Origin of the sequence: Micromonospora sp. CPM1, assembly GCF_023896895.1 — a bacterium.
Taxonomy (GTDB): Bacteria; Actinomycetota; Actinomycetes; order Mycobacteriales; family Micromonosporaceae; genus Micromonospora; species Micromonospora tulbaghiae.
The window spans coordinates 54,771-74,918 of the sequence record NZ_JAMHIU010000026.1 but is presented as its reverse complement, the minus strand read 5'-3'; the positions used below and the strand labels follow the sequence as shown (position 1 = coordinate 74,918).

Sequence of the window (20,148 nt, the reverse complement as noted above, 5' to 3'; positions counted from 1 at the left end):
CACCCCACCCACTCCCCCACCGCCCCGCCCCGGGCCGGCCCCCACCCCGTCGATCATGAACTTGACCGTCTTTCCTGTCGCTTTTGTCCGGGCCAACTTCATGATCGACGGGGCTGGGGCGGGGTGGAGGCCGGGCGGTTACGGGGTGGTGGTCACCTGGGTTTCGGCCTTGACGCCGTTCACCGTCACCGTGAGCTGCACCTGGGCGCCGGGGCGCAGGGCGGTGAGCGTGCCGGTGGCCGGGTCGAAGCGGGCGGCGTGCCAGGGGCGTACGCCCGCCGCGCCGCCGATGTGCAGGTTCGGCGACCCGGACCAGTCGGCGCTGACCGGCGCGGCCACCGGCACCTGCCGGCCGCTGGGCTGGGTGAGCGTGGCCGTGACGTCGGCCGGCGTACGCCGGGACACCTGCGCGGGGGCGGTCACCGCGAGCCGGTCGACGTGGGCGTGCATCTCCGCGCTCACCCACCGCGGGCCCTCGGCCAGCGGGTCACGGCGGGCCCGCTCGGCCTCCCCCGGCGTCACCGGGTCCACGCCGAACTCGGTCCAGCCGGTGAACCCGCCGAGCGCCGCGGGGGTGGACGGGTCCTTGCCCGAGTTGCCGTTGATCACGTACGGCACGCCGTCCACCCGGTCGGCGTGGAACGTGCCGACGTGACCGTTGACCATCAGCGCGCCCTTGCCGGTGCGGTGCTGGAAGTCGGCCAGCCACTGCTCGACCAGTGCCGCCTCCTTGCGGTCGCCGAGCTGGCTCGCCTTGGCCGGGCTCGGGTCGCGCGGCGGATGGTGGAAGAGCACCGCCACCGAACCGACCGAGCGGTCGGCGGCGGCCTGGTCGAGCGTCCGGCGCAGCAGCTCCACCTGGTCGAACCCGCCTCCGCGCAGGGAGCCGGTGGCGGTGCTGAGCGTGAGGAACCGGGTGCCCCGGTGGTCGAAGACGCGCGACGTGTCCCCGAAGACGCTGCGGAAGTTGTCGATCGGCGCGCCCATGATCTCGTGGTTGCCAGGCACGTAGTGGTACGGCACCTGGCCGTCCAGTTCCTCGTCCAGGATGCGCTTGGCCAGGGCGAAGTCCGCCGGGTAGGCGGTGTCCACGAAGTCGCCGTTGATGATCAGGAAGTCCGGCCGGGCGGCGCGGACCTCGCGCAGCGTACGGCGGGCCTGGGCGACCAGGTCGCTGTCCGGGTTCGCGGCGACGAACTGGGCGTCGGAAAGCACCGCGAAGCGCCAGGGCGCCCCGTCCACCGTGCCGTCGCGCACCACCACCCGGTCGGTGCGGTTCGGCTCCGGCGGTGCCTGCACGTCCGGCGGCACCCGGGCCACCAGGTCGTCGATCACCACCTCGCTGCGGTACTGCTTGGCCGGGTCGGTCTCGGCGACGTAGAACCGGCGCACCCGCACCGGGTACTGCACACCCGGCGGTACGGCGAACTCGACGTACTCCCAGCCGGTCCAGTCCAGGTACGGGCCGCGCAGCACGAACTGGGTGTCCTGCGCGTCGTGCAGGTGCAGGCTGGGCCACTCGCCGGCGCCGTTGGCCTTGATCCACATACCGAACGCCTGCGGCTGGCCGGGGACGTCGATCCAGGCGGGCGGGTCGGCGTACGCGGCCCGGGTGCCGGTGGACTGGCTGAAGTCGTACGACATCCGCAGCCCGCCGCCGGTGTGCCCCTCGGCCGGTGCGACCGACCCGGAGGCGCGGGCCTGGCTGAACTTCCAGGACGCGGCGTCGTCGAACCCGGCCACCGGCACGTCGGTCAGCCCGACGGTCACCGGCAGGACCGTGGTGCGGTTGCCGACCCGCGCGGTGACCAGCGCCGAGCCGGTCGCGGCGAGCGCCTTGACGGACAGGTTGCCGTCGGCGGTGGGGGTGACGGAGAGCAGGTCGCTGTCGTACTCCAGCGTCAGGTCGGCCGGCTCGATCGGCGCGGTGTTGCCCTCGGCGTCGTAGCCGACCACGCCGAACAGGCCGCTGTCACCGGCCCGGTCCAGGCCAACCCGGTCGACGGTGCCGTCGATGCGCGCCAGCGGCCCGAGCACTGTCAGCTCGATCGTGCCCCGGGCCCGGCCGCGGGCGGCCGTGACGGTGCTGCGGCCGGGGACGGCGGCCCGGAACACGCCGTCGCCGTCCACCCGGCCGTGGGTGGCGTGCCAGCGCGGCTCGCCCGCGGCCGGTCCGTACGTCTCGTCGTATCCGGCGGCGGTGAGCCGGCGGGTGAGGCCGGGGAAGACCCGGTCCGGCCGGCCGCCGCGCACCGGCGCGACGCCGGGTGCGGCGGTCGGGTCGCTGGCGGTCTCCAGCCAGTAGCCGGTGAGCCGGCCGCTGCCCTTCGGGGCGTAGACGGCGAGCCCGTTGGGCACCGGCCGTTCGCTGCCGTCGGACGGGCTGTTCTCCACCTGGACCGTGGCCGCGCCCGGCTCCCGGGCCAGCAGCGTGGAGGAGCCGCCGCCGTCGAGGTTGAGCGCGTTGGCGGCACCCAGCTCGGCCATCATGCGGCCCATCTCGGTCTGGGTGACGCCCCGGCTGTCCACCTGCCGGCCGTCCACCGTCAGCATGATCATCCTGCGGCCGTCGGCGGAGAAGCCGACAGCCGTACGCGGCGCCAGCGACTCGTCGGCGATGGCCTGCACCACGCCGTCGCGCACGAGCACGTTGCCGCCGCCGACCGCGGCGCGCAGGTCGCCGCCGTCGGAGGCCCGCGGCCGCCAGGTCAGGTCCACCGCGTCGCCGGGACGCAGCGCGGCGAGCGCGTCGGCGCCGGCCTCGCGGCCGAGCAGCACGGTGCTGCCGGCCGGGATCGGCCCCTCGCCCGCCGTGGTGGCCACGCTCGCCACCCGGCCGCCGGTCACCGTCACCTCGACCGTCCGGGCCGCGCCCTCCACCGCCCGCTTACGGGTGTACGACCCCCAGAGCGGCGTGAACACGCCCACGCCGTCGCGCTGCACGATGTTGTTGAACTGGGTCAGCGGCACCGGCCCGGCGGGCAGCGTCGCGGTGCCCTCGAAGCCGACCTGGACCACCCGGCCGATGCCCTGGGCGCTGATCCCGACGGCGTTCGGGTGCCCGGCCACCGGCGACTGCACCAGCTCGCCGGAGCGGACGCCGACGCCCTGGGCGGCGCCGGAGTTGTTGATGTCGAAGAAGTCGCCGTTCACCGCCGCGACGGCGCGGGACCGGTCGACCGCGGCGCGCAGCGGCTCGTCCTTCGTGACCTCGCCGGAGTTCACGTAGTCCACTGTCAGCCCGCCGGCCAGGTCGGCGGTGAGGGCGTCGGCGCGCAGCCAGCCGGCCGCGTCGTACCTGTCGAAGGAGGTCAGGTCGAGGCCGGGCGCGACCGGCCGGGTGGTCTTGGCGGTCTCCAGGCCGCCGGCCGGCTCCACACCGGCGAGCGCGACGGCGGAGTCGGGACGGGACGAGGCGCGTGGCGCGTCCTCGGCGGCGGTGGCGGCCGACGGCGCGACAGCCGACGGCGCGGCGGTGGCGGCGGTCGGTGCCGGCGCGGTGAGGGTCAGCAACGGCGTCAGCAGCAGGACGCCGGCGAGGTGGGCGGGTCGACTGCGGGTTCGCATGGACGACAGTCAACCCGACGGTGAACAGAAGTTTCAATACCTCTCGGCTTAACCGTAGAAAAACTTCACGGTCGGCCGCCCGGTACGCGACGAGGGGCACGGCCGGTGCGGCCGTGCCCCTCGTTCGTGGGATCCGTCAGCTCACTCGCCCGGAGTGGACTTCGCGATCTGCATCAGGAACTCGATGTTGGTGCGGGACTGCTTGAGCCGGTCCAGCAGGAGGTCGAGCGCCGCCTGCGAGTCCAGCGAGTGCAGCACCTTGCGGAGCTTGTGGATGATCGCCAGCTCCTCCGGCGCGAGCAGGACCTCCTCCTTGCGGGTGCCGGAGGGGTTGATGTCGATCGCCGGGAAGACCCGCTTGTCGGCGATCTTCCGGTCCAGCTTCAGCTCGGCGTTACCCGTGCCCTTGAACTCCTCGAAGATGACCGTGTCCGCCATGGAACCGGTCTCCACCAGCGCGGTGGCGAGAATGGTCAGCGAACCGCCGTTCTCGATGTTGCGCGCCGCGCCGAGGAAGCGCTTGGGCGGGTAGAGCGCGGTGGAGTCGATACCACCCGACATGATCCGGCCGCTGGCCGGCGCCGCCAGGTTGTACGACCGCCCGAGCCGGGTCACCGAGTCGAGCAGCACGACCACGTCGTGCCCCAGCTCGACCAGGCGCTTCGCCCGCTCGATCGCCAGCTCGGCGACGGTGGTGTGGTCCTGCGGCGGACGGTCGAACGTGGCCGCGATGACCTCGCCCTTCACCGACCGCTGCATGTCGGTGACCTCTTCCGGCCGCTCGTCCACCAGCACCACCATCAGGTGGCACTCCGGGTTGTTGCGGGTGATCGCGTTCGCGATCGCCTGCAGCACCATCGTCTTACCGGCCTTCGGCGGCGACACGATGAGCGCCCGCTGGCCCTTGCCGATCGGCATGACCAGGTCGATCACCCGGGTGGTGAGGATGTGCGGCTCGGTCTCCAGCCGCAGGCGCTCCTGCGGGTAGAGCGGGGTGAGCTTGTAGAACTCCGGCCGGCGCTTCGCCTCGTCCGGCTCCATCCCGTTGATGGTGTCCAGCCGGACCAGCGGGTTGTACTTGTCGCGCCGCTGCTCGCCGTCCCGCGCGGCCCGCACGGCGCCGGTGATCGCGTCACCGCGGCGCAGGCCGTACTTCTTGATCTGGGACATCGAGACGTACACGTCGTTCGGGCCCGCCAGGTAGCCGGTGGTCCGGACGAAGGCGTAGTTGTCGAGCACGTCGATGATGCCGGCGACCGGGACGAGCACGTCGTCCTCGCCGACCTGCGGCTCGCGGCCGCCACCGCTGTCGCCCTCGCCCCGCTCGCCGCGGCCGCGACGACGGTCCCGGAACCGGCTGCGCCGGCCCCGCCGGCCGCCGCCCTCGCCGTCGTCGTCGCCGTCGTTGTCCCGCTCGGCGCGCTGACCACGGTCGTTGCGGTCACCCCGGTCGTTGCGGTCGCCGCCCCGGTCACCGCGGTCGTTGCGGTCGTTGCGCTCGGCGCGCTCGCCCCGGTCGGCCCGCTCGTTGCGGTCGCCCCGCTCGGCCCGGTCACCACGCTCGGCGCGGTCACCACGGTCGTTGCGGTCACCACGGTCGTTGCGCTCGCCGCGCTCGGCCCGCTCGCCACGGTCGGTCCGCTCGCCGCCACGCTCGGCACGGTCACCGCCGCGCTCGCCGCGCTCACGGCCCCGGCCCTCGTTGCGCTCACCGCGCTCGGCCCGGTCGCCGCCACGCTCGGCCCGCTCGCCGGTCTCGGCGGGCGCCTCCTCGGCGCGCGCCGTCTCGGCCGGCCGCGCCTCGGCCGCCGGCGTCTCCGCCGGTCGCGCCTCGGTGGTAGCGGCGGCGGCCCGGCTGCGGCGACCACGGGTACGGCCCTCGGTCACCTCGGCGGCCGGCGCCTGCTCGGCGGGGCGTGCCTCGGCCCGCTCCTCACGGACCTCCGCGTGCACCTCCTCACGGGCGGGAGCGGACGCAGCCGCCACCTCGGCACGCGGTCGAGGGGTTCCGGCCGCGGCGCCGCCCTGCTGCCGCTCGGTGATGGCACTGATCAGCTCGCCCTTGCGCATGCGAGCGGTACCAGAGATGCCGAGCGACGCGGCCAGGCTCTGGAGCTCCGGCAGCAGCATCGCCGACAGACCGGTGCCGCTCCGCCGGCGGCGCGTGGGGGCGGCGGTGGTGGCATCGCCAGCGACGTTGGAAACATCCGACGTCACGTCGGTGGTGTCGCTCAATGGATTCCTTCCCTCGATAGGCCGGGCTGCCCGGAGTCGTGGAACCAGGTGGCCGGGCGGCCTCGGTGCACCCGCCTCGCATGACGCGTCGCGGGAGTCTGTGACACAGCAGCCGGTGGTTTCCCGACTCACCACCATCGGTGAGCAGGTCTCGCCGTCTGCGGCGACCTGTGGAAACTGCGGCGCGGCGTGGGCCTTGAGCAGGGGTGACGGGCTACCGCCGAGAGCTTCGGGGGTGCGCCGAACCGCAGGAAGATCGCATGCTTCGCGGCTGTGCTAGGTCTAGAGCGTAATCGCCTCGTCCGACCTGCGGCAACAGGGCCCCGCTCGGCGTGTCAAAGTCTACCCCGGATGACCCGGGCACCGCTGACATCTATCGGCAACTCCCACCGGCGCCAATCTGTTCCCGCCTGGAATCCGGCCGGAACCTCGGAGAGCGCCAGCACCGTCGGACCCGCCCCACTGACCACAGCCGCCACACCGGCCTCGCGCAGCGCACCGACCAGCCCTGCCGTCGCCGGCATCCCCGGCGCCCGCTGCTCCTGGTGCAACCGGTCGACGGTGGCGGGCAGCAGCAGCCCGGGATCCGCGGTCAGCGCGTGCACCAGCAGGGCCGCCCGGCCCGCGTTGAACGCCGCGTCGGCGTGCGGCACGGTGGCCGGCAACGCCGCCCGGGCCACCGAGGTCAGGCCCCGCTCGGCGGGCACGAAGACGGTCGGGCGCACCGTCGGCGCCACCGGCAGCGAGACCGCCCGCGCGCCACCCGGCTCCGTCCAGGCGATCGTGAAGCCGCCCAGCAGGCAGGGCGCGACGTTGTCCGGATGCCCCTCCAGCTCGGCCGCCAGCCGCAGCGCGGCGTCGTCGTCCAGCCGCTGCTCGCCGTCGGCCACCAGCGCGCGGGCCGCCAGCACCCCGGCCACGATCGCCGCCGACGACGAGCCGAGCCCTCGGGCCTGCGGGACGCGGTTGACGCACTCCAGCGCCAGGCCGGCCGGCTGCGCGCCGAGCGCGTCGAACGTGGCCCGCATGGCGGTGACGATCAGGTGCCGCTCGTCCGACGGCAGCTCGCCGGCGCCCTCGCCGGTGACCGAAACCCGTACGCCGCCGTCCGTCACCTCGGCCGTGACGTCGTCGTGGCGGCCGAGGGCCAGACCGAGCGCGTCGAAGCCGGGGCCCAGGTTGGCGCTGGTCGCGGGCACCCGGACCCGCACCGGGCCGGGGGTGAATGTGGTCGGCACCGGCTCATGCTAGGACGTCACCCCGACAGCCCGGCCGGACCGCCCGGAGCGTGGGACCGGCGTGTCAGCCGGTGCGCTCGGGGGTCGGCGTGTCGACCGGGTCGGTGAGCGAGAGCCGCCGGGTGGCGAACCGCCAGCCGATCGCGTACACGACGGTGACCAGGCCACAGCCGGCCAGCACGGTGCGCTCGTCCACCCGGTCCACCACGAGCGCCACCACCAACTGGCTCACCGCGATGGCGAGCGTCGCCAGCATCATGTCGGTGGCGAAGACCCGGCCGCGGAGCCGGTCCGGCACCTCGCCCTGCAACGCGTAGTTGGACAGCACCCAGTTGCTGCCGCCGCCCAGGTGGGCCAGGAACACCAGAACCAGCACCAGCGGGAACCAGGTCACCACCGAGGCGCCCAGGTAGGCCAGGCCGTACATCGACATGGACAGCGCCAGGCCGGTGAGCAGCCAGGCCCGGTTGCTCAGCACCCGGCGCATCATGATCGGGCCGACCAGCGCCCCGGCGCCGCGGGCGGCGAAGAGCAACCCGGCCCCGACCGCGCCGACGCCGTACACCCCGGCGAGCAGCGGGAAGACGGTGAGCACGCCGTTGCCCAGGCCGACCGCCGACTTGACCGTGACCAGCGCCAGCACGCGCGGGCGGTGGGCGATGTAGCGCAGGGCCTCCCGGATGGCCGCCCAGGTGCGCGGCACCGTCGCCGCCGGGTCGCGCGGCGCCTGCAACGGCCGGCGGATCAGCGCGGCCAGGCCCGCGGCGGCGAGCAGGCCGACGGCGGCCACCCAGAAGCTGGCGTACGGGCCGGCCACGGCGCTCAGGATGCCGCCGAGCGAGGCGCCGACCACCGTCATCGTGCCCCAGGCCGAGCCGGCGACCGCGTTGCCGGCGGCCAGGTCCTCCGGGTCGACCACGTTGGGCAGCGCGGCCTGGGCGGCCGGCGAGTAGAACGCCTTCGCCACCGCCACCAGCGCGATCGCCGCCAGCGCCAGCCAGGCCGTACCGGCGCTGCGCACGCCGAGCAGCAGCAGCACCCCCGCGAGCGCGCCCACGTTGGCCACCATCATCACCTTGCGGCGGTCGAACCGGTCGGCGATCGTCCCGGCGTACGGGAGCAGCAACGCGGTCGTGCCGGTGTCCACCGCCAGCACCAGCGCCCCCCAGACGCCGCTGCCGGTCAGCTCGGGCAGCAGCACCAGCAGCGGCACCATGACGAACCAGTCCGCGCCGAAGACCACCAGCTCGGCGAGGAACAGATGGCGGAAGTCGCGGTTGCGGACGAGGACCGAGAGGGTGGGTGACACGCGGGCACCCTACCGGGCCGCCCCGGGCGCGGCAGCGCGGCGCAGCAGGTCGGAGACCGTGACGAAGGTGTATCCCCGGGCCCGCAAACCGTTGATCATGTCGGGCAGGCCGCGGAGCGCGACGAGCCGGCCGTCGTTGCCGACGTCGTGGCCGAGCAGGATCGTGCCGGGTCGCACGTCGGCGACGATCCGCCGGGCGTGCCCGGCCGGGTCGTGCGGGAACTCGCTCTCGACCATCTGGAGCGTCCAGAGCACCAGGCGGTAGCCCAACCGGGCCGACGCGTACAGCACCGAGCCGCCCAGGTGCCCCCAGGGCGGGCGGAGCAGCCGGGGCGCCGAACCGGTGGCCGCCGTGATCGCGTCGTGGCTGCGGCGCAGGTCGTCGTAGACCGTCGCGGCGTCCATCCGGGCCAGGTCGCGGTGCGCCCAGCTGTGGTTGCCGACCTCGTGGGCGCCCATCCGGCCCCGGACCAGGGTGGCGTGCTCGCGGGCCCGCTCACCGACCAGGAAGAAGGTGGCCGGCACCCGGTGCTCGTCGAGCGTGTCGAGCACCATCGGGGTCCACTGTGGGCGGGGGCCGTCGTCGAAGGTGAGCGCCACCAGGGGCTCCTCGGTGCGGACGCCCCAGACGACCTGCATCCCGCCGGTGCCGACGTCCTGGTGGCGGTTGCCGAGCGTGGCGCTTGCCGGGCCGCCCGAGATCGGGAGCCGGCGGTCGGCCACCCACGTGCTCTCGACGGTCGCGACGGAGCCGATCACCGCCCCGCCGAGCAGGAGCGCGGAGCGGCGCAGCACGGTACGCCGATCCCACCGGCCCGCACCCCCCGCCATCACGCCTCCGAACCGAAAGTAGGCAGCAGCTCACTGAGCGTACCGCCCGGTGCGGCTCGGGTGTGTCCCGCGCGCCGAGTGCCGGGAGGGGCCCGCGCGGGGCCCCTCCCGGCCGGTCACTCGGTGGGCGGGAGCGGCGACTGGCGGCTCTTGGGCAGGCGGAGCACCTCGAACTGGTCGGTGCCGTCGACCAGCGCGCCCGACGGGCGGGCCGGCGGCGGCGCCACCACGGCCCGCTCCTCGGCCCGCTCCCCGCCGCCGACCGCGACCGGCACCGGGTCCGGCTCCGGCCGCGGCTCGACCGGCTCGGGAGCGCCGCCCCGCCGCCGGTTCCGGAACGAGCCCTTGGTGTGCTCGACCATGGTGTAGAGCGTCGGCACCAGCACCAGCGTCAGCAGCGTCGAGCTGAGCAGGCCGCCGATCACCACGATCGCCAGCGGCTTGGAGATGAAGCCGCCCTCACCGGTCAGGCCGAGCGCCATCGGCAGCAACGCGAAGATGGTGGCGACGGCGGTCATCAGGATCGGCCGGAGCCGCCGCCGGCCGCCCTCGACCACTGCCTCGGTCACGTCCATGCCCTGGGCCCGGTACTGGTTGATCAGGTCCAGCAGCACGATCGCGTTCGTCACCACGATGCCGACGAGCATGAGCACGCCGATCAGCGCCGGCACACCCAGCGGCGTGCCGGTGACCAGCAGCAGCCCGATCGCGCCGGTCGCGGCGAACGGCACCGAGATCAGCAGGATCAGCGCCTGGGTCAGGCTGCGGAACGTCGCCACCATGATCAGGAAGACGATCGCGATGGCCGCCAGCACCGCGAGACCGAGGTCCGCGAACGCGTCGGCCTGGTCGGCGCTGACGCCGCCGATCACGTACGTGGCGCCCGGCACGTCCAGCGCGTCCAGCCGCTTCTGCAGCTCCTGCGTGGTGGCGCCGAGGTTCGAGCCGGTCGCCGTGCCGGTGACCGAGACGCTGCGCTCCCCGTCGATCCGGGTCACCTGCTGCGGGCCGTCGACCTGCTCGACGTCGGCGATCGCGTCCAGCGGCACCGCGCCGACCCGCAGCGCCCGCAGCTCCTCGACGGTCAGCGGCGGCCGGGCCCCGCTGCTGAGAACCACGTTCTGCGCCGTACCGTCGAGCGTCACCTGCCCGAGCGGCGCTCCCCGGTACGTCTGCGCGACGAGCTGCCCGACGGCCGCCTCGGTGAGACCCGCGCGGGCCGCGGCCACCCGGTCCACTGTCACCTCGACGCGCGGCACCTGAGTGGCGAGGCTGCTGGTGACGTCCTCCACGCCCGGCGTGCCGGCCATCGCGCCCCGTACCGCCTCGGCCGCCCGGGTCAGCGTCTCCTGGTCGGCGGCCTGCACGACCACCTCGACCTGGTTGGCGGAGGCGTTCTGCCCGCCGCCGAACGTCAGCTCGCCCACCTCCGGGCCGAGCGCGTCGAGCTCCTTGCGCAGGCCCTGCCGTACCGTCGCGGCGTCGGTGTCCTCAGAGAGCGACAGCGACCAGGTGGCCCGGTCGCTGCCGCCGCCGGCGAACGGGTTGTCCCCACCACCGGCGCTGACCTGGTAGGTCTCCACCCCAGGGGTACGCCGCAGCACCTCCTCGACCCGCGCGGCGGCCCGGTCGGTGCCGGCGAGCGAGGTGCCGGCCGGCATCTCCTGCCGGATGGCGAGCGTGTCCTGGCCGGAGTCGTCCAGGAAGTTCGTCTCCAGCTTCTGCGCCAGGCCGAACGTGCCCAGGAGCACGAGCAGGCCGAGGCCCACCGTGACCCAGCGGGTCTTCCGCGAGCGGGTGGCGAAGTCGATCACCGGCAGGTACGCCCGCTGCAACGGGTTGCGCAGCTCCTTCTCCTCGGCGGCGCGCCGGGCGGCGGCGTCGTCGTCGCCGCCGCGCGGCCGCAGGAACCAGTACGCCAGCACCGGGATGACGGTCAGCGACACCAGCAGCGAGGCGAGCAGCGCCACCGTCACGGTGATCGCGAAGGGGGCGAACAGCTGCCCGACGAAGCCGCCCACCAGGGCGATCGGCGCGAACACGGCGACCGTGGTGAGCGTGGACGCGGTCACCGCGCCGGCCACCTCGCGGACCGCGGTGAGGATCGCGTCGCGCTTCGGTTCGCCGTACTCCAGATGGCGTTTGATGTTCTCCAGCACCACGATGGAGTCGTCCACCACCCGCCCGACGGCGATGGTCAGCGCGCCGAGGGTGAGCAGGTTCAGCGAGTAGTCGCCGGACCAGAGCACGATCAGCGCGACCAGCACGGACAGCGGGATGGACACCGCGGTGACCACCGTGGAGCGCACCGACAGCAGGAAGACCAGGATCACCACGACCGCCATGACCAGGCCCAGCAGGCCCTCGGTGGTCAGGCTCTCGATGGACTTCTCGACGAACGGGGCCTGGTCGAAGACCACTGTCAGTTCGGCGCCCGCGGCGTCGCCCAGCTCGTCCAGCCGGTCCCGGATCTCGTGCGAGATCTCCACCGCGTTGCCGTCCGGAGCGGCGGTCACCGCGATGCCGAGGCTCGGCTTGCCGTTGGTGCGGGTGAACGAGGTGGCCGGGGCGAGCTGCTGCTCCACGGCGGCCACGTCGCCGAGGCGTACCGGGGCGGCGGGGGCCGTGGTGAGCACGATGCCGCGCAGGTCGTCGAGCGTACGGATCGGCGTGCCCACCTGCACCGGCAGCGACCGGTCGCCGTCGGCGAGCGCGCCCGCCGGCACGGCCACGCCGTTGCTCTTGAGCGCCGAGGCGATGGCGGTCGGCGCCACCTTGGCGGCGGCCAGCTTCGCCGGGTCCGGCGTGATGGTCACGACCTGGTTCCGGGCGCCGGTGACGTCCACCGCGCGGACGCCGTCCAGCGCCTCCAGCTCCGGTACGACGGCGCTGCGCAGCTTCTCCGCCAGCGCCCGCTCGTCGCCGTCACCGGTCGCGGCGACCACCACGGCGGGCAGGTCGTCGGTGCTGCCGGCGATCACCTGCGGGTCGACGCCCTCGGGGAGCTGGGAGTCGATCCGGTTGAGCGCGGTCTCCATCTTGTTGACCACGTCGTCCAGGTCGGTGCCGAACTCGTACTGCACCTGGACCGTGGCCGCGCCCTCGCGCGAGGTCGAGGTGACCTTGTCCAGGCCCGGGATGCCCTTGAGGCTGTTCTCGATCGGCTCGGCGACCTGGGATTCCACGATCTCCGGCGCGGCGCCCGGGTACGTCGCCACGATGAACGCGGCGGGGAACTCCAGCGACGGCAGGAGCTGCTGCTTCAGCGACGGCACGGCGAACAGACCGAAGGCCGTGGTCACCAACGCGATGAGGGCGATCAGCCCCCGGTTGGCGAGGCTGAATCTGGCGAGCAGCGACATCGGCGTTACTCACTCCTGGAGAGGTGTCTGCGGGGGTGTCTGAGTCTGCCGCACGCCCCGACACTCCCGGCATCCGCCCCAGCCGATGACACCGCCGCTCTCGGGGGCGTCCCCGGCCGCCTTGATCGACTCCACTTCGCCGAGGTGGTGGCATCCACCCACTCCGATCCCGCCACCTCCCCGAGCTGGTGTCGATCAAGAGCGGGGATGCCGCCACCTCCCCGAGGTGGCGTGGATCAGGGCGGTCCGGGGAGCGCGGAAGGAGACGGAGGGATCAGACCAGGTCGAGCGAGCGGGCGGCGGCCAGCGCGTCGTTGGCGATGGTCACCGGCGCCGGCGCGGTGGAGATGGCCCACTCCGGGTCCTTCAGGCCGTGCCCGGTCACGGTGCAGACCACGCGCGACCCGGCCGGCACCCGGCCGGCGGCGGCCTGCTGGAGCAGACCGGCGACACTGGCCGCGCTGCCCAGCTCCACGAAGACGCCCACCTCGCGGGCCAGCAGCCGGTACGCCGACAGGATCTCCCGGTCGGTGACCGCCGAGATCAGACCGTCGGAGGCGTCCCGCGCGTCGATCGCCTTCGTCCAGCTCGCCGGGTTGCCGATCCGGATGGCGGTGGCGATCGTCGACGGCTCCGGCACCACCTGCCCGGTGACGATCGGGGCGGCGCCGGCCGCCTGGAAGCCGTACATCCGGGGCGCCTTCGTGGCGTTGCCGTCGCGCAGATCCTCGGAGTAGCCCATCCAGTACGCGGTGATGTTGCCGGCGTTGCCGACCGGCAGGCAGTGGATGTCGGGCGCGTCGCCGAGCGCCTCGACGATCTCGAAGGCGGCGGTCTTCTGGCCGTGCAGCCGGTCGATGTTGACGGAGTTGACCAGCGCAACCGGGTAGTCCTGCGCGAGCTTGCCGGCGAGCCCGAGGCAGTCGTCGAAGTTGCCCTGCACCTGGAGCAGCTTCGCGCCGTGCACGAGCGCCTGAGCCAGCTTGCCCAACGCGATCTTGCCCTGCGGCACCAGCACCGCGCAGGTGATCCCGGCGCGGGCCGCGTACGCGGCGGCGGAGGCGCTGGTGTTGCCGGTGGAGGCGCAGATGATCGCCTTGTCACCGGCCTCGACGGCCTTGGAGACCGCAACGGTCATGCCGCGGTCCTTGAACGAGCCGGTCGGGTTGGCGCCCTCGACCTTGAGCCACACGTCCGCGCCGACCCGGGCGGAGAGCACCGGCGCCGGCAGCAGCGGCGTGTTGCCCTCGTGCAGGGTGACGACGGGAGTCGCCCCGGTGACCGGCAGCCGATCCCGGTACGCCTCGATCAGTCCCCGCCACATGTCGTGCTCCTCGCCTCCGTCGCCCCGCTCCGGGGCCTGTCACCAGCGTGGACCAGCCTGCCCGGCCGGCCACCGGCACACCCTGCTCTAACCATCAGGCGGGACGCGCGGGTTACGCGCCACCCTCCACCCGCAGCACACTCGTCACCGAACGGACGATGTCGAGTCCGCGCAGCTCACTGACGGTGGCCGCGAGCGCGGCATCGGGCGCCACGTGGGTGACGATGACCAGTTCGGCGTCCCCGCCGGCCGGGCCCTGCCGGACCGTGGCGATGGACACCTCGTGCCGGGCGAAGACGCCTGCCACCCCAGCCAGCACGCCCGGCCGGTCGGCCACGTCGAGGCTGATGTGGTAGCGGGTGAGCGCCTCGCCCATCGGCCGCACCGGCAGGTCCGCGTACGCCGACTCGCTCGCCGCGTGCACCCCGGCGAGACGGTTGCGGGCCACCGCCACCACGTCGCCGAGCACCGCGCTGGCGGTGGGCGCGCCGCCGGCGCCCCGGCCGTAGAACATGAGCTGCCCGGCGGCGTCGGCCTCGACGAAGACCGCGTTGAACGCGTCGCCGACGCTCGCGAGCGGGTGCGTCAGCGGGATCATCGCCGGGTGCACCCGGACGTTGACTGTCTCCCGGCCCTGCGCGTCGACGCCCCGGGCCGCGATGCAGAGCAGCTTGATGGTGCACCCCATGGCCTTGGCGCTGGCCACGTCGGCGGCGGTCACCTCGGTGATGCCCTCACGGTGCACGTCGGCGGCGGTCACCCGGGTGTGGAACGCCAGCGAGGCGAGGATGGCGGCCTTGGCGGCGGCGTCGAAGCCCTCCACGTCGGCCGTCGGGTCCGCCTCGGCGTACCCCAGCTCGGTGGCCTCCTCCAGCGCCTCGGCGAACCCGGCGCCGGTGGAGTCCATGGCGGAGAGGATGAAGTTCGTGGTGCCGTTCACGATGCCGGTGACCCGGGTGATCCGGTCGCCGTGCAGCGACTCGCGCAGCGGGCGCAGCAGCGGGATGGCCCCGGCGACGCTGGCCTCGTAGTAGAGGTCGGCGCCGCCCTCGGCGGCGGCGTCGTGCAGCGTCGCGCCGTCCTCGGCGAGCAGCGCCTTGTTGGCGGTGACCACGCTCTTGCCCGCGCGCAGCGCCTCGACCAGCCAGCCCCGGGCCGGCTCGATGCCGCCGACCACCTCGACCACCACGTCCACGTCGTCGCGCTTGATCAGCCCGAGCGCGTCGGTGGTGAACAGCGCCGGGTCGACCGGCAGGTCGCCGCGGTCACGGCCGATCCGGCGTACGGCGATCCCGGCGATCTCCAGGGGGGCGCCGATCCGGGCGGCGAGGTCTTCCGACTGCTCGTGCAGCAGCCGGACCACGTCGCTGCCGACAGTGCCGCAGCCGAGCAGCGCCAAGCGAACCGGTGAGGTCATCCCACATCCAATGCCAGCAGGTCGTCTTCGGTCTCCCGGCGGACGATCAGCCGCGCCCGACCTTCGCGGACGGCGACGACCGGGGGCCGCGGGACATGGTTGTAGTTGCTCGCCATGCTCCGGCAGTAGGCCCCGGTGCCGGGCACCGCGACAAGATCTCCGGGCTGCACGTCAGCGGGCAGGAATTCATCCTTCACCACGATGTCCCCGGACTCACAATGCTTTCCCACCACGCGGGCGAGCATCGGCTGTGCGGTCGACGTGCGGTTCGCCAGGGTGGCCGAGTACGAGGCGTCGTAGAGCGCGGTACGGATGTTGTCGCTCATCCCCCCGTCCACGCTGACATAAGCACGACCGTCCGCTGCGTCACCGCCAGTGCCCAGCGGCACGGACTTCACGGTCCCGGCCTGGTACAGCGTGAACACGGCCGGGCCGACGATCGCGCGGCCCGGCTCGACCGACAGGTGCGGCACGGCGAGGTTCTCCGCCGCGCACTCCCCGTCGACGATCTTGCGCAGGCGCTTCGCCAGGTCGTGCGGTGACGCCGGGTCGTCCTGCGTGGTGTACGCGATGCCGAAGCCGCCGCCCAGGTCCAGCTCGGGCAGCTCCACGCCCCGGGCGTCGCGGATCTGCGACTGGAGGGCGAGCACCCGGCGGGCGGACACCTCGAAGCCGCTGGCGTCGAAGATCTGCGAGCCGATGTGCGAGTGCAGGCCGCGCAGCTCCAGCACGTCCTCGTCGAGGATCTTGAAGGCGGCCGCCGCGGCGGCACCGCCCGCGAGCGAGAAGCCGAACTTCTGGTCCTCGTGCGCGGTGGCGATGAACTCGTGGGTGTGCGCCTCCACGCCGACGGTGACCCGGACCAGCACCTTCGGGCGTACCCCGCGCTCGCGGGCCAGCTCGGTGAGCCGGTCGATCTCGGTGAACGAGTCGACGATGATCCGGCCCACGCCGGCGTCCACCGCCCGGGTCAGCTCCGCCACCGACTTGTTGTTGCCGTGGAAGCCGATCCGCGCAGGCTCCATCCCGGCCGACAGCGCGGTGGCCAGCTCGCCGCCGGTGCAGACGTCGAGGAACATGCCCTCCTCGGCGATCATGCGGACCACGGCGCGGCACAGGAACGCCTTGCCGGCGTAGTAGACGTCCGCGTCCGGGAAGGCCGCCCGGAACTCGCGGCAGCGCTCGCGCAGGTCGTCCTCGTCCAGCACGTACGCCGGGGTGCCGTACTCCGCGGCCAGGTCGCGGACGTCCAGGCCCGCGACGGTGAGCGCGCCGCCGGGGCCGCGCGCCACGTTGCGCGGCCACAGTTGCGGCACCAGGGCGTTGACGTCGACCGGGGTACGCAGCCAGGCCGGCCCCCGGCTGCCGATCTCGCCGTGCAGTGCGCCTGCCTCGTGAGCCCGCATGTCGCTACATCCGCTCCGGCGCGGACACCCCGAGCAGGTGCAGGCCGTTGGCGATGACCACCCGGGTGGCGTCGTTGAGCCAGAGCCGGGCCCGGTGGGTGTCGGTGATCTCCTCGTCGCCCTGCGGGGCGATGCGGCAGTTGTCGTAGAACCGGTGGTACGCCTGCGCGACGCTCTCCTCCAGGTAGCGGGCCACCCGGTGCGGCTCGCGCAGCTCGGCCGCGGTGGCCACCACCGCCGGGAACTCCGCGAGCGCCTTGAGCAGCTCGTTCTCCTTGTCGTGGCCGAGCAGCTCCGGCTGGAACGCGGCGGCGTCACCACGGGTCAGCCCGATCTCGGCCGCGTTGCGGGCCGCACCGGCGGTCCGGGCCGCGACGTACTGCACGTAGTAGACCGGGTTGTCGTTCTTGGCCCGGGTCCACAGCTCCACGTCGATGTCGATGGGCGAGTCGGCCGAGTAGCGGGCCAGCGCGTACCGGGCGGCGTCCACGCCGATCGCGTCGACCAGGTCCTCCAGCGTGACCACGGTGCCGGCCCGCTTGCTCATCCGCACCGGAGCGCCGTCGCGGACCAGGTTGACCAGCTGGCCGATGAGGATCTCCAGGTTGCGCGCCGGGTCGTCGCCGAAGCACGCGGACATCGCCTTCATCCGGCCGATGTAGCCGTGGTGGTCGGCGCCCAGCATGATCACGACCCGGTCGAAGCCACGCTCCCGCTTGTTCAGGTAGTAGGCGCAGTCGGCGGCGAAGTACGTCCACTCGCCGTTGGACTTGCGCAGCACCCGGTCCTTGTCGTCGCCGAACTCGGTGGTCCGCAGCCAGGTCGCGCCCTCGGACTCGAAGACGTGCCCCTGCTCCCGCAGCCGGTCCAGCGCCGCGTCCAGCGCGCCCCCGTCGTGCAGGTCCTTCTCGTTGAAGTAGGTGTCGAACTCCACCCCGAAGTCGCGCAGCGAGGACTTGATCTCGGCGAACATCAGCTGGACGCCCTCGTTCCGGAACACCTCCTGGGCGGCGTCCTCGGTGAGGTCGAGCACGTCCGGCCGCAGCCGGACCACCTCGGCGGCGATCTCCGCGATGTACGCGCCGCCGTAGCCGTCCTCCGGCGCGGGCTCGCCCTTGGCGGCGGCCAGCAGCGAGCGGGCGAACCGGTCGATCTGCGAGCCGGCGTCGTTGAAGTAGTACTCGGTGCCCACGTCGGCGCCGGTGGCGCGGAGCAGGCGGCTGAGCGCGTCGCCGACGGCCGCCCAGCGGACCCCGCCGATGTGCACCGGGCCGGTCGGGTTCGCCGAGACGAACTCCAGGTTGATCCGCTGACCGGCGAGCGTGTCGCTGCGCCCGTACGCCGGGCCGGCCTCGACGATGACCTTGGCGAGCTGGCCGGCGGCGGCCGCGTCCAGGCGGATGTTCAGGAAGCCGGGCCCGGCGATCTCCACCGACTTGATCCCCGGCGCCTTGGCCAGCTCGTCGGCCAGCGCGGTCGCCAGCTCCCGCGGCGGTACGCCCACCTTCTTGCTGAGCTGGAGCGCCAGCGTCGAGGCGTAGTCACCGTGATCGGGATTACGGGGTCGCTCGACGGTGGTCTGCGCGGGCAGCGCGGCGCGGTCCAGTCCCCGCTCGTCGAAGACGGCGTGGGCTGCGGCGAGGACGACCTCGGCGAGTTCTGCGGGAGTCACTGATCCATGTTATCGGGGGTAGACTCGGGCACCGCGGAGGCGACCCAGCATGTGAACCGGCCCCGCGCTCCCCTGACCGACCGACCTGACGAGGCACGATGAGCATCAGCACCCCGGGCGGCCCGGAGCGCCGTCCCACCGTGGTCAGCACCGGCAAGAAGCCGGCCGCCGGCCGGCCCTCGGCTGCCGACAAGCCCGCCGCGAAGGCCGGCTCGGGCAAGGCCGGGGGCGGCAAGGGCACGCCACGGCAGGGCGCCGGTGGCAAGGGCCGCAAGCCGGTCGCCCCGGTGAAGGTGAGCCAGGGCCGCTCGTGGGGCCCGATCGCCCTCTTCGTCGCGGTCGGCGTCCTGGCCGTGGGCATCATCGGCGTCGGCGCCTGGGCGGTCTACCAGGGCGGCCAGCCGTGGCAGAAGCGGGCCGAGGCGATCGACGGCATCGTCGACTACCGCGCCAAGGACAAGGACCTGGTCAAGGGCGGCAACCACCAGCCCGGCGCGATCAAGTACGACATCCTCCCGCCGGTCGGCGGCCCGCACAACCAGGCGTGGCAGAACTGCATGGGTGACGTCTACGACGCCCCGATCGCCAACGAGCACGCGGTGCACAGCCTGGAGCACGGCACGGTCTGGATCACCTACCGCCCGGACCTGCCCGCCGACCAGGTGGAGAAGCTCCGCAGCAAGGTGCAGGGCAAGGAGAAGACGATGCTCAGCCCGTTCGAGGGGCTGGACAAGCCGATCTCGCTCCAGGCCTGGGGTTACCAGCTCAAGGTCGACAACGCCGACGACGGCCGGATCGACGACTTCATCAAGACCCTGCGGGTGAACGCCTCCATCGAGGGCCCGAACGCGCTCTGCGACCAGGGCGTCACCGCCACCGGCACCGCCCCGCGCGACAACCTGCAGAACACCATGCCCCAGCAGCCCACCCAGTGAGGACGCCGCGATGACCGCTCCGGTGACCACCGACAGCGAACTGGACGAGGCTCCGGCCGCCGACCAGGGCGGCCGGGGCGCGGTGCGCCGCTACGGCCTGCTGGCGGTGGCCGCCGCCCTCGTGGTCGGGCTGGTCCTCGGGTACGCGGGTGGCCTGCTCACCCCGACGCTCACCCGTCCGGGTGAGAACTCGGCGGAGGCCGGGTTCGCCCGGGACATGACCGCCCACCACAACCAGGCCGTGGCGATGGGTCTGCTGGCGTTCAGCCAGGGCCAGGACCCCGAGGTACGCCAGGTCGGAGTGGACATCGCCACCGGCCAGCAGGGCGAGATCGGCACCATGCAGACCTGGCTGCGGTCCTGGAAGCTGGACCCGACCGGCGAGCAGGCGCCGATGGCGTGGATGAAGGACGGCGGCGGGCTGATCAAGAACGGCCTGATGCCGGGCATGGCGACGCCGGAGGAGATGGCGAAGCTGCGCGCGGCGAGCGGCCGCGAGTTCGACGTGCTCTTCCTCCAGATGATGATCCGCCACCACATCGGCGGGGTGCACATGATCGACGGCATCCTCGACGAGGGGGGCGACGACGACGTGCTGGCGGTCGCGCAGACGATGAAGAACACCCAGCAGAACGACCTGACCAACCTGAGCGCCGCACTGAAGCGCCTGGGCGGCACCCCGTAACACCCGCCCCACCCGATCCACCGAGGCCCGGTCCCCCCACCCAGGGGCACCGGGCCTCACCGTCTCCGCACTCCACCCGCCACCGCGCCGCCCCGCGCCGCCCCGCGCCGCGCCGCGCCGGCGATCTTGCAGTTACTGCCCCGGTGATGCCGGATTCGCCCCGTTAT

The 20,148-nt window shown here is 73.4% G+C and carries 12 protein-coding genes; 2 read left to right on the top strand and 10 right to left on the bottom strand.

Translation table 11 applies throughout. The features are described from left to right. Positions 1-138 precede the first annotated feature (138 nt). The 10 genes from M8C11_RS25795 to argS form a co-directional block, all read right to left on the bottom strand. Complete coding sequence (locus tag M8C11_RS25795; protein ID WP_252453915.1) at positions 139-3,567, bottom strand: phosphodiester glycosidase family protein; 3,429 nt, start codon at positions 3,565-3,567, stop codon at positions 139-141. 141 nt (positions 3,568-3,708) lie between these two features. Next, complete coding sequence (gene rho / locus M8C11_RS25790; RefSeq protein ID WP_252453914.1) at positions 3,709-5,802, bottom strand: transcription termination factor Rho; 2,094 nt, start codon at positions 5,800-5,802, stop codon at positions 3,709-3,711. Positions 5,803-6,137: 335 nt separating this feature from the next. Further along, complete coding sequence (thrB, locus tag M8C11_RS25785; protein WP_252453913.1) at positions 6,138-7,040, bottom strand: homoserine kinase; 903 nt, start codon at positions 7,038-7,040, stop codon at positions 6,138-6,140. 64 nt (positions 7,041-7,104) lie between these two features. Then, positions 7,105-8,349 carry an MFS transporter gene (locus tag M8C11_RS25780; RefSeq protein ID WP_120573342.1) on the bottom strand — a complete coding sequence of 415 codons (1,245 nt, stop codon included), beginning with the start codon at positions 8,347-8,349 and terminating at the stop codon, positions 7,105-7,107. Positions 8,350-8,358: 9 nt separating this feature from the next. After that, positions 8,359-9,180 (bottom strand): polysaccharide deacetylase family protein, encoded by an 822-nt coding sequence (locus M8C11_RS25775; protein ID WP_252453912.1) that lies wholly within the window; start codon positions 9,178-9,180, stop codon positions 8,359-8,361. Between the two features lie 116 nt (positions 9,181-9,296). Further along, complete coding sequence (locus M8C11_RS25770; protein ID WP_252453911.1) at positions 9,297-12,542, bottom strand: efflux RND transporter permease subunit; 3,246 nt, start codon at positions 12,540-12,542, stop codon at positions 9,297-9,299. Between the two features lie 274 nt (positions 12,543-12,816). Beyond that, positions 12,817-13,866: a threonine synthase gene (gene thrC, locus M8C11_RS25765; RefSeq protein ID WP_120573339.1), complete on the bottom strand. Its 1,050-nt coding sequence runs from the start codon at positions 13,864-13,866 to the stop codon at positions 12,817-12,819. 112 nt (positions 13,867-13,978) lie between these two features. Beyond that, positions 13,979-15,283: a homoserine dehydrogenase gene (locus M8C11_RS25760; protein ID WP_120573338.1), complete on the bottom strand. Its 1,305-nt coding sequence runs from the start codon at positions 15,281-15,283 to the stop codon at positions 13,979-13,981. After that, positions 15,280-16,689, bottom strand: a complete 1,410-nt coding sequence (gene lysA / locus M8C11_RS25755; protein WP_252453910.1) for a diaminopimelate decarboxylase — start codon at positions 16,687-16,689, stop codon at positions 15,280-15,282. The genes M8C11_RS25760 and lysA overlap by 4 nt, the downstream gene beginning before the upstream one ends. Before the next feature lie 4 nt (positions 16,690-16,693). Further along, the gene (argS, locus tag M8C11_RS25750; protein ID WP_120573336.1) at positions 16,694-18,361 is read right to left on the bottom strand and encodes an arginine--tRNA ligase; all 1,668 of its coding nucleotides are present in this window, start codon (positions 18,359-18,361) and stop codon (positions 16,694-16,696) included. A 98-nt stretch (positions 18,362-18,459) separates the two neighbouring features. Between argS and M8C11_RS25745 the strand changes: the two genes are divergently transcribed. Next, positions 18,460-19,296 carry a DUF3105 domain-containing protein gene (locus tag M8C11_RS25745; RefSeq protein ID WP_120573335.1) on the top strand — a complete coding sequence of 279 codons (837 nt, stop codon included), beginning with the start codon at positions 18,460-18,462 and terminating at the stop codon, positions 19,294-19,296. A gap of 10 nt (positions 19,297-19,306) precedes the next feature. Beyond that, on the top strand, positions 19,307-19,981 hold the full coding sequence (locus M8C11_RS25740; protein WP_120573334.1) for a DUF305 domain-containing protein: 675 nt from the start codon (positions 19,307-19,309) through the stop codon (positions 19,979-19,981). The last annotated feature ends 167 nt before the right edge of the window (positions 19,982-20,148 follow it).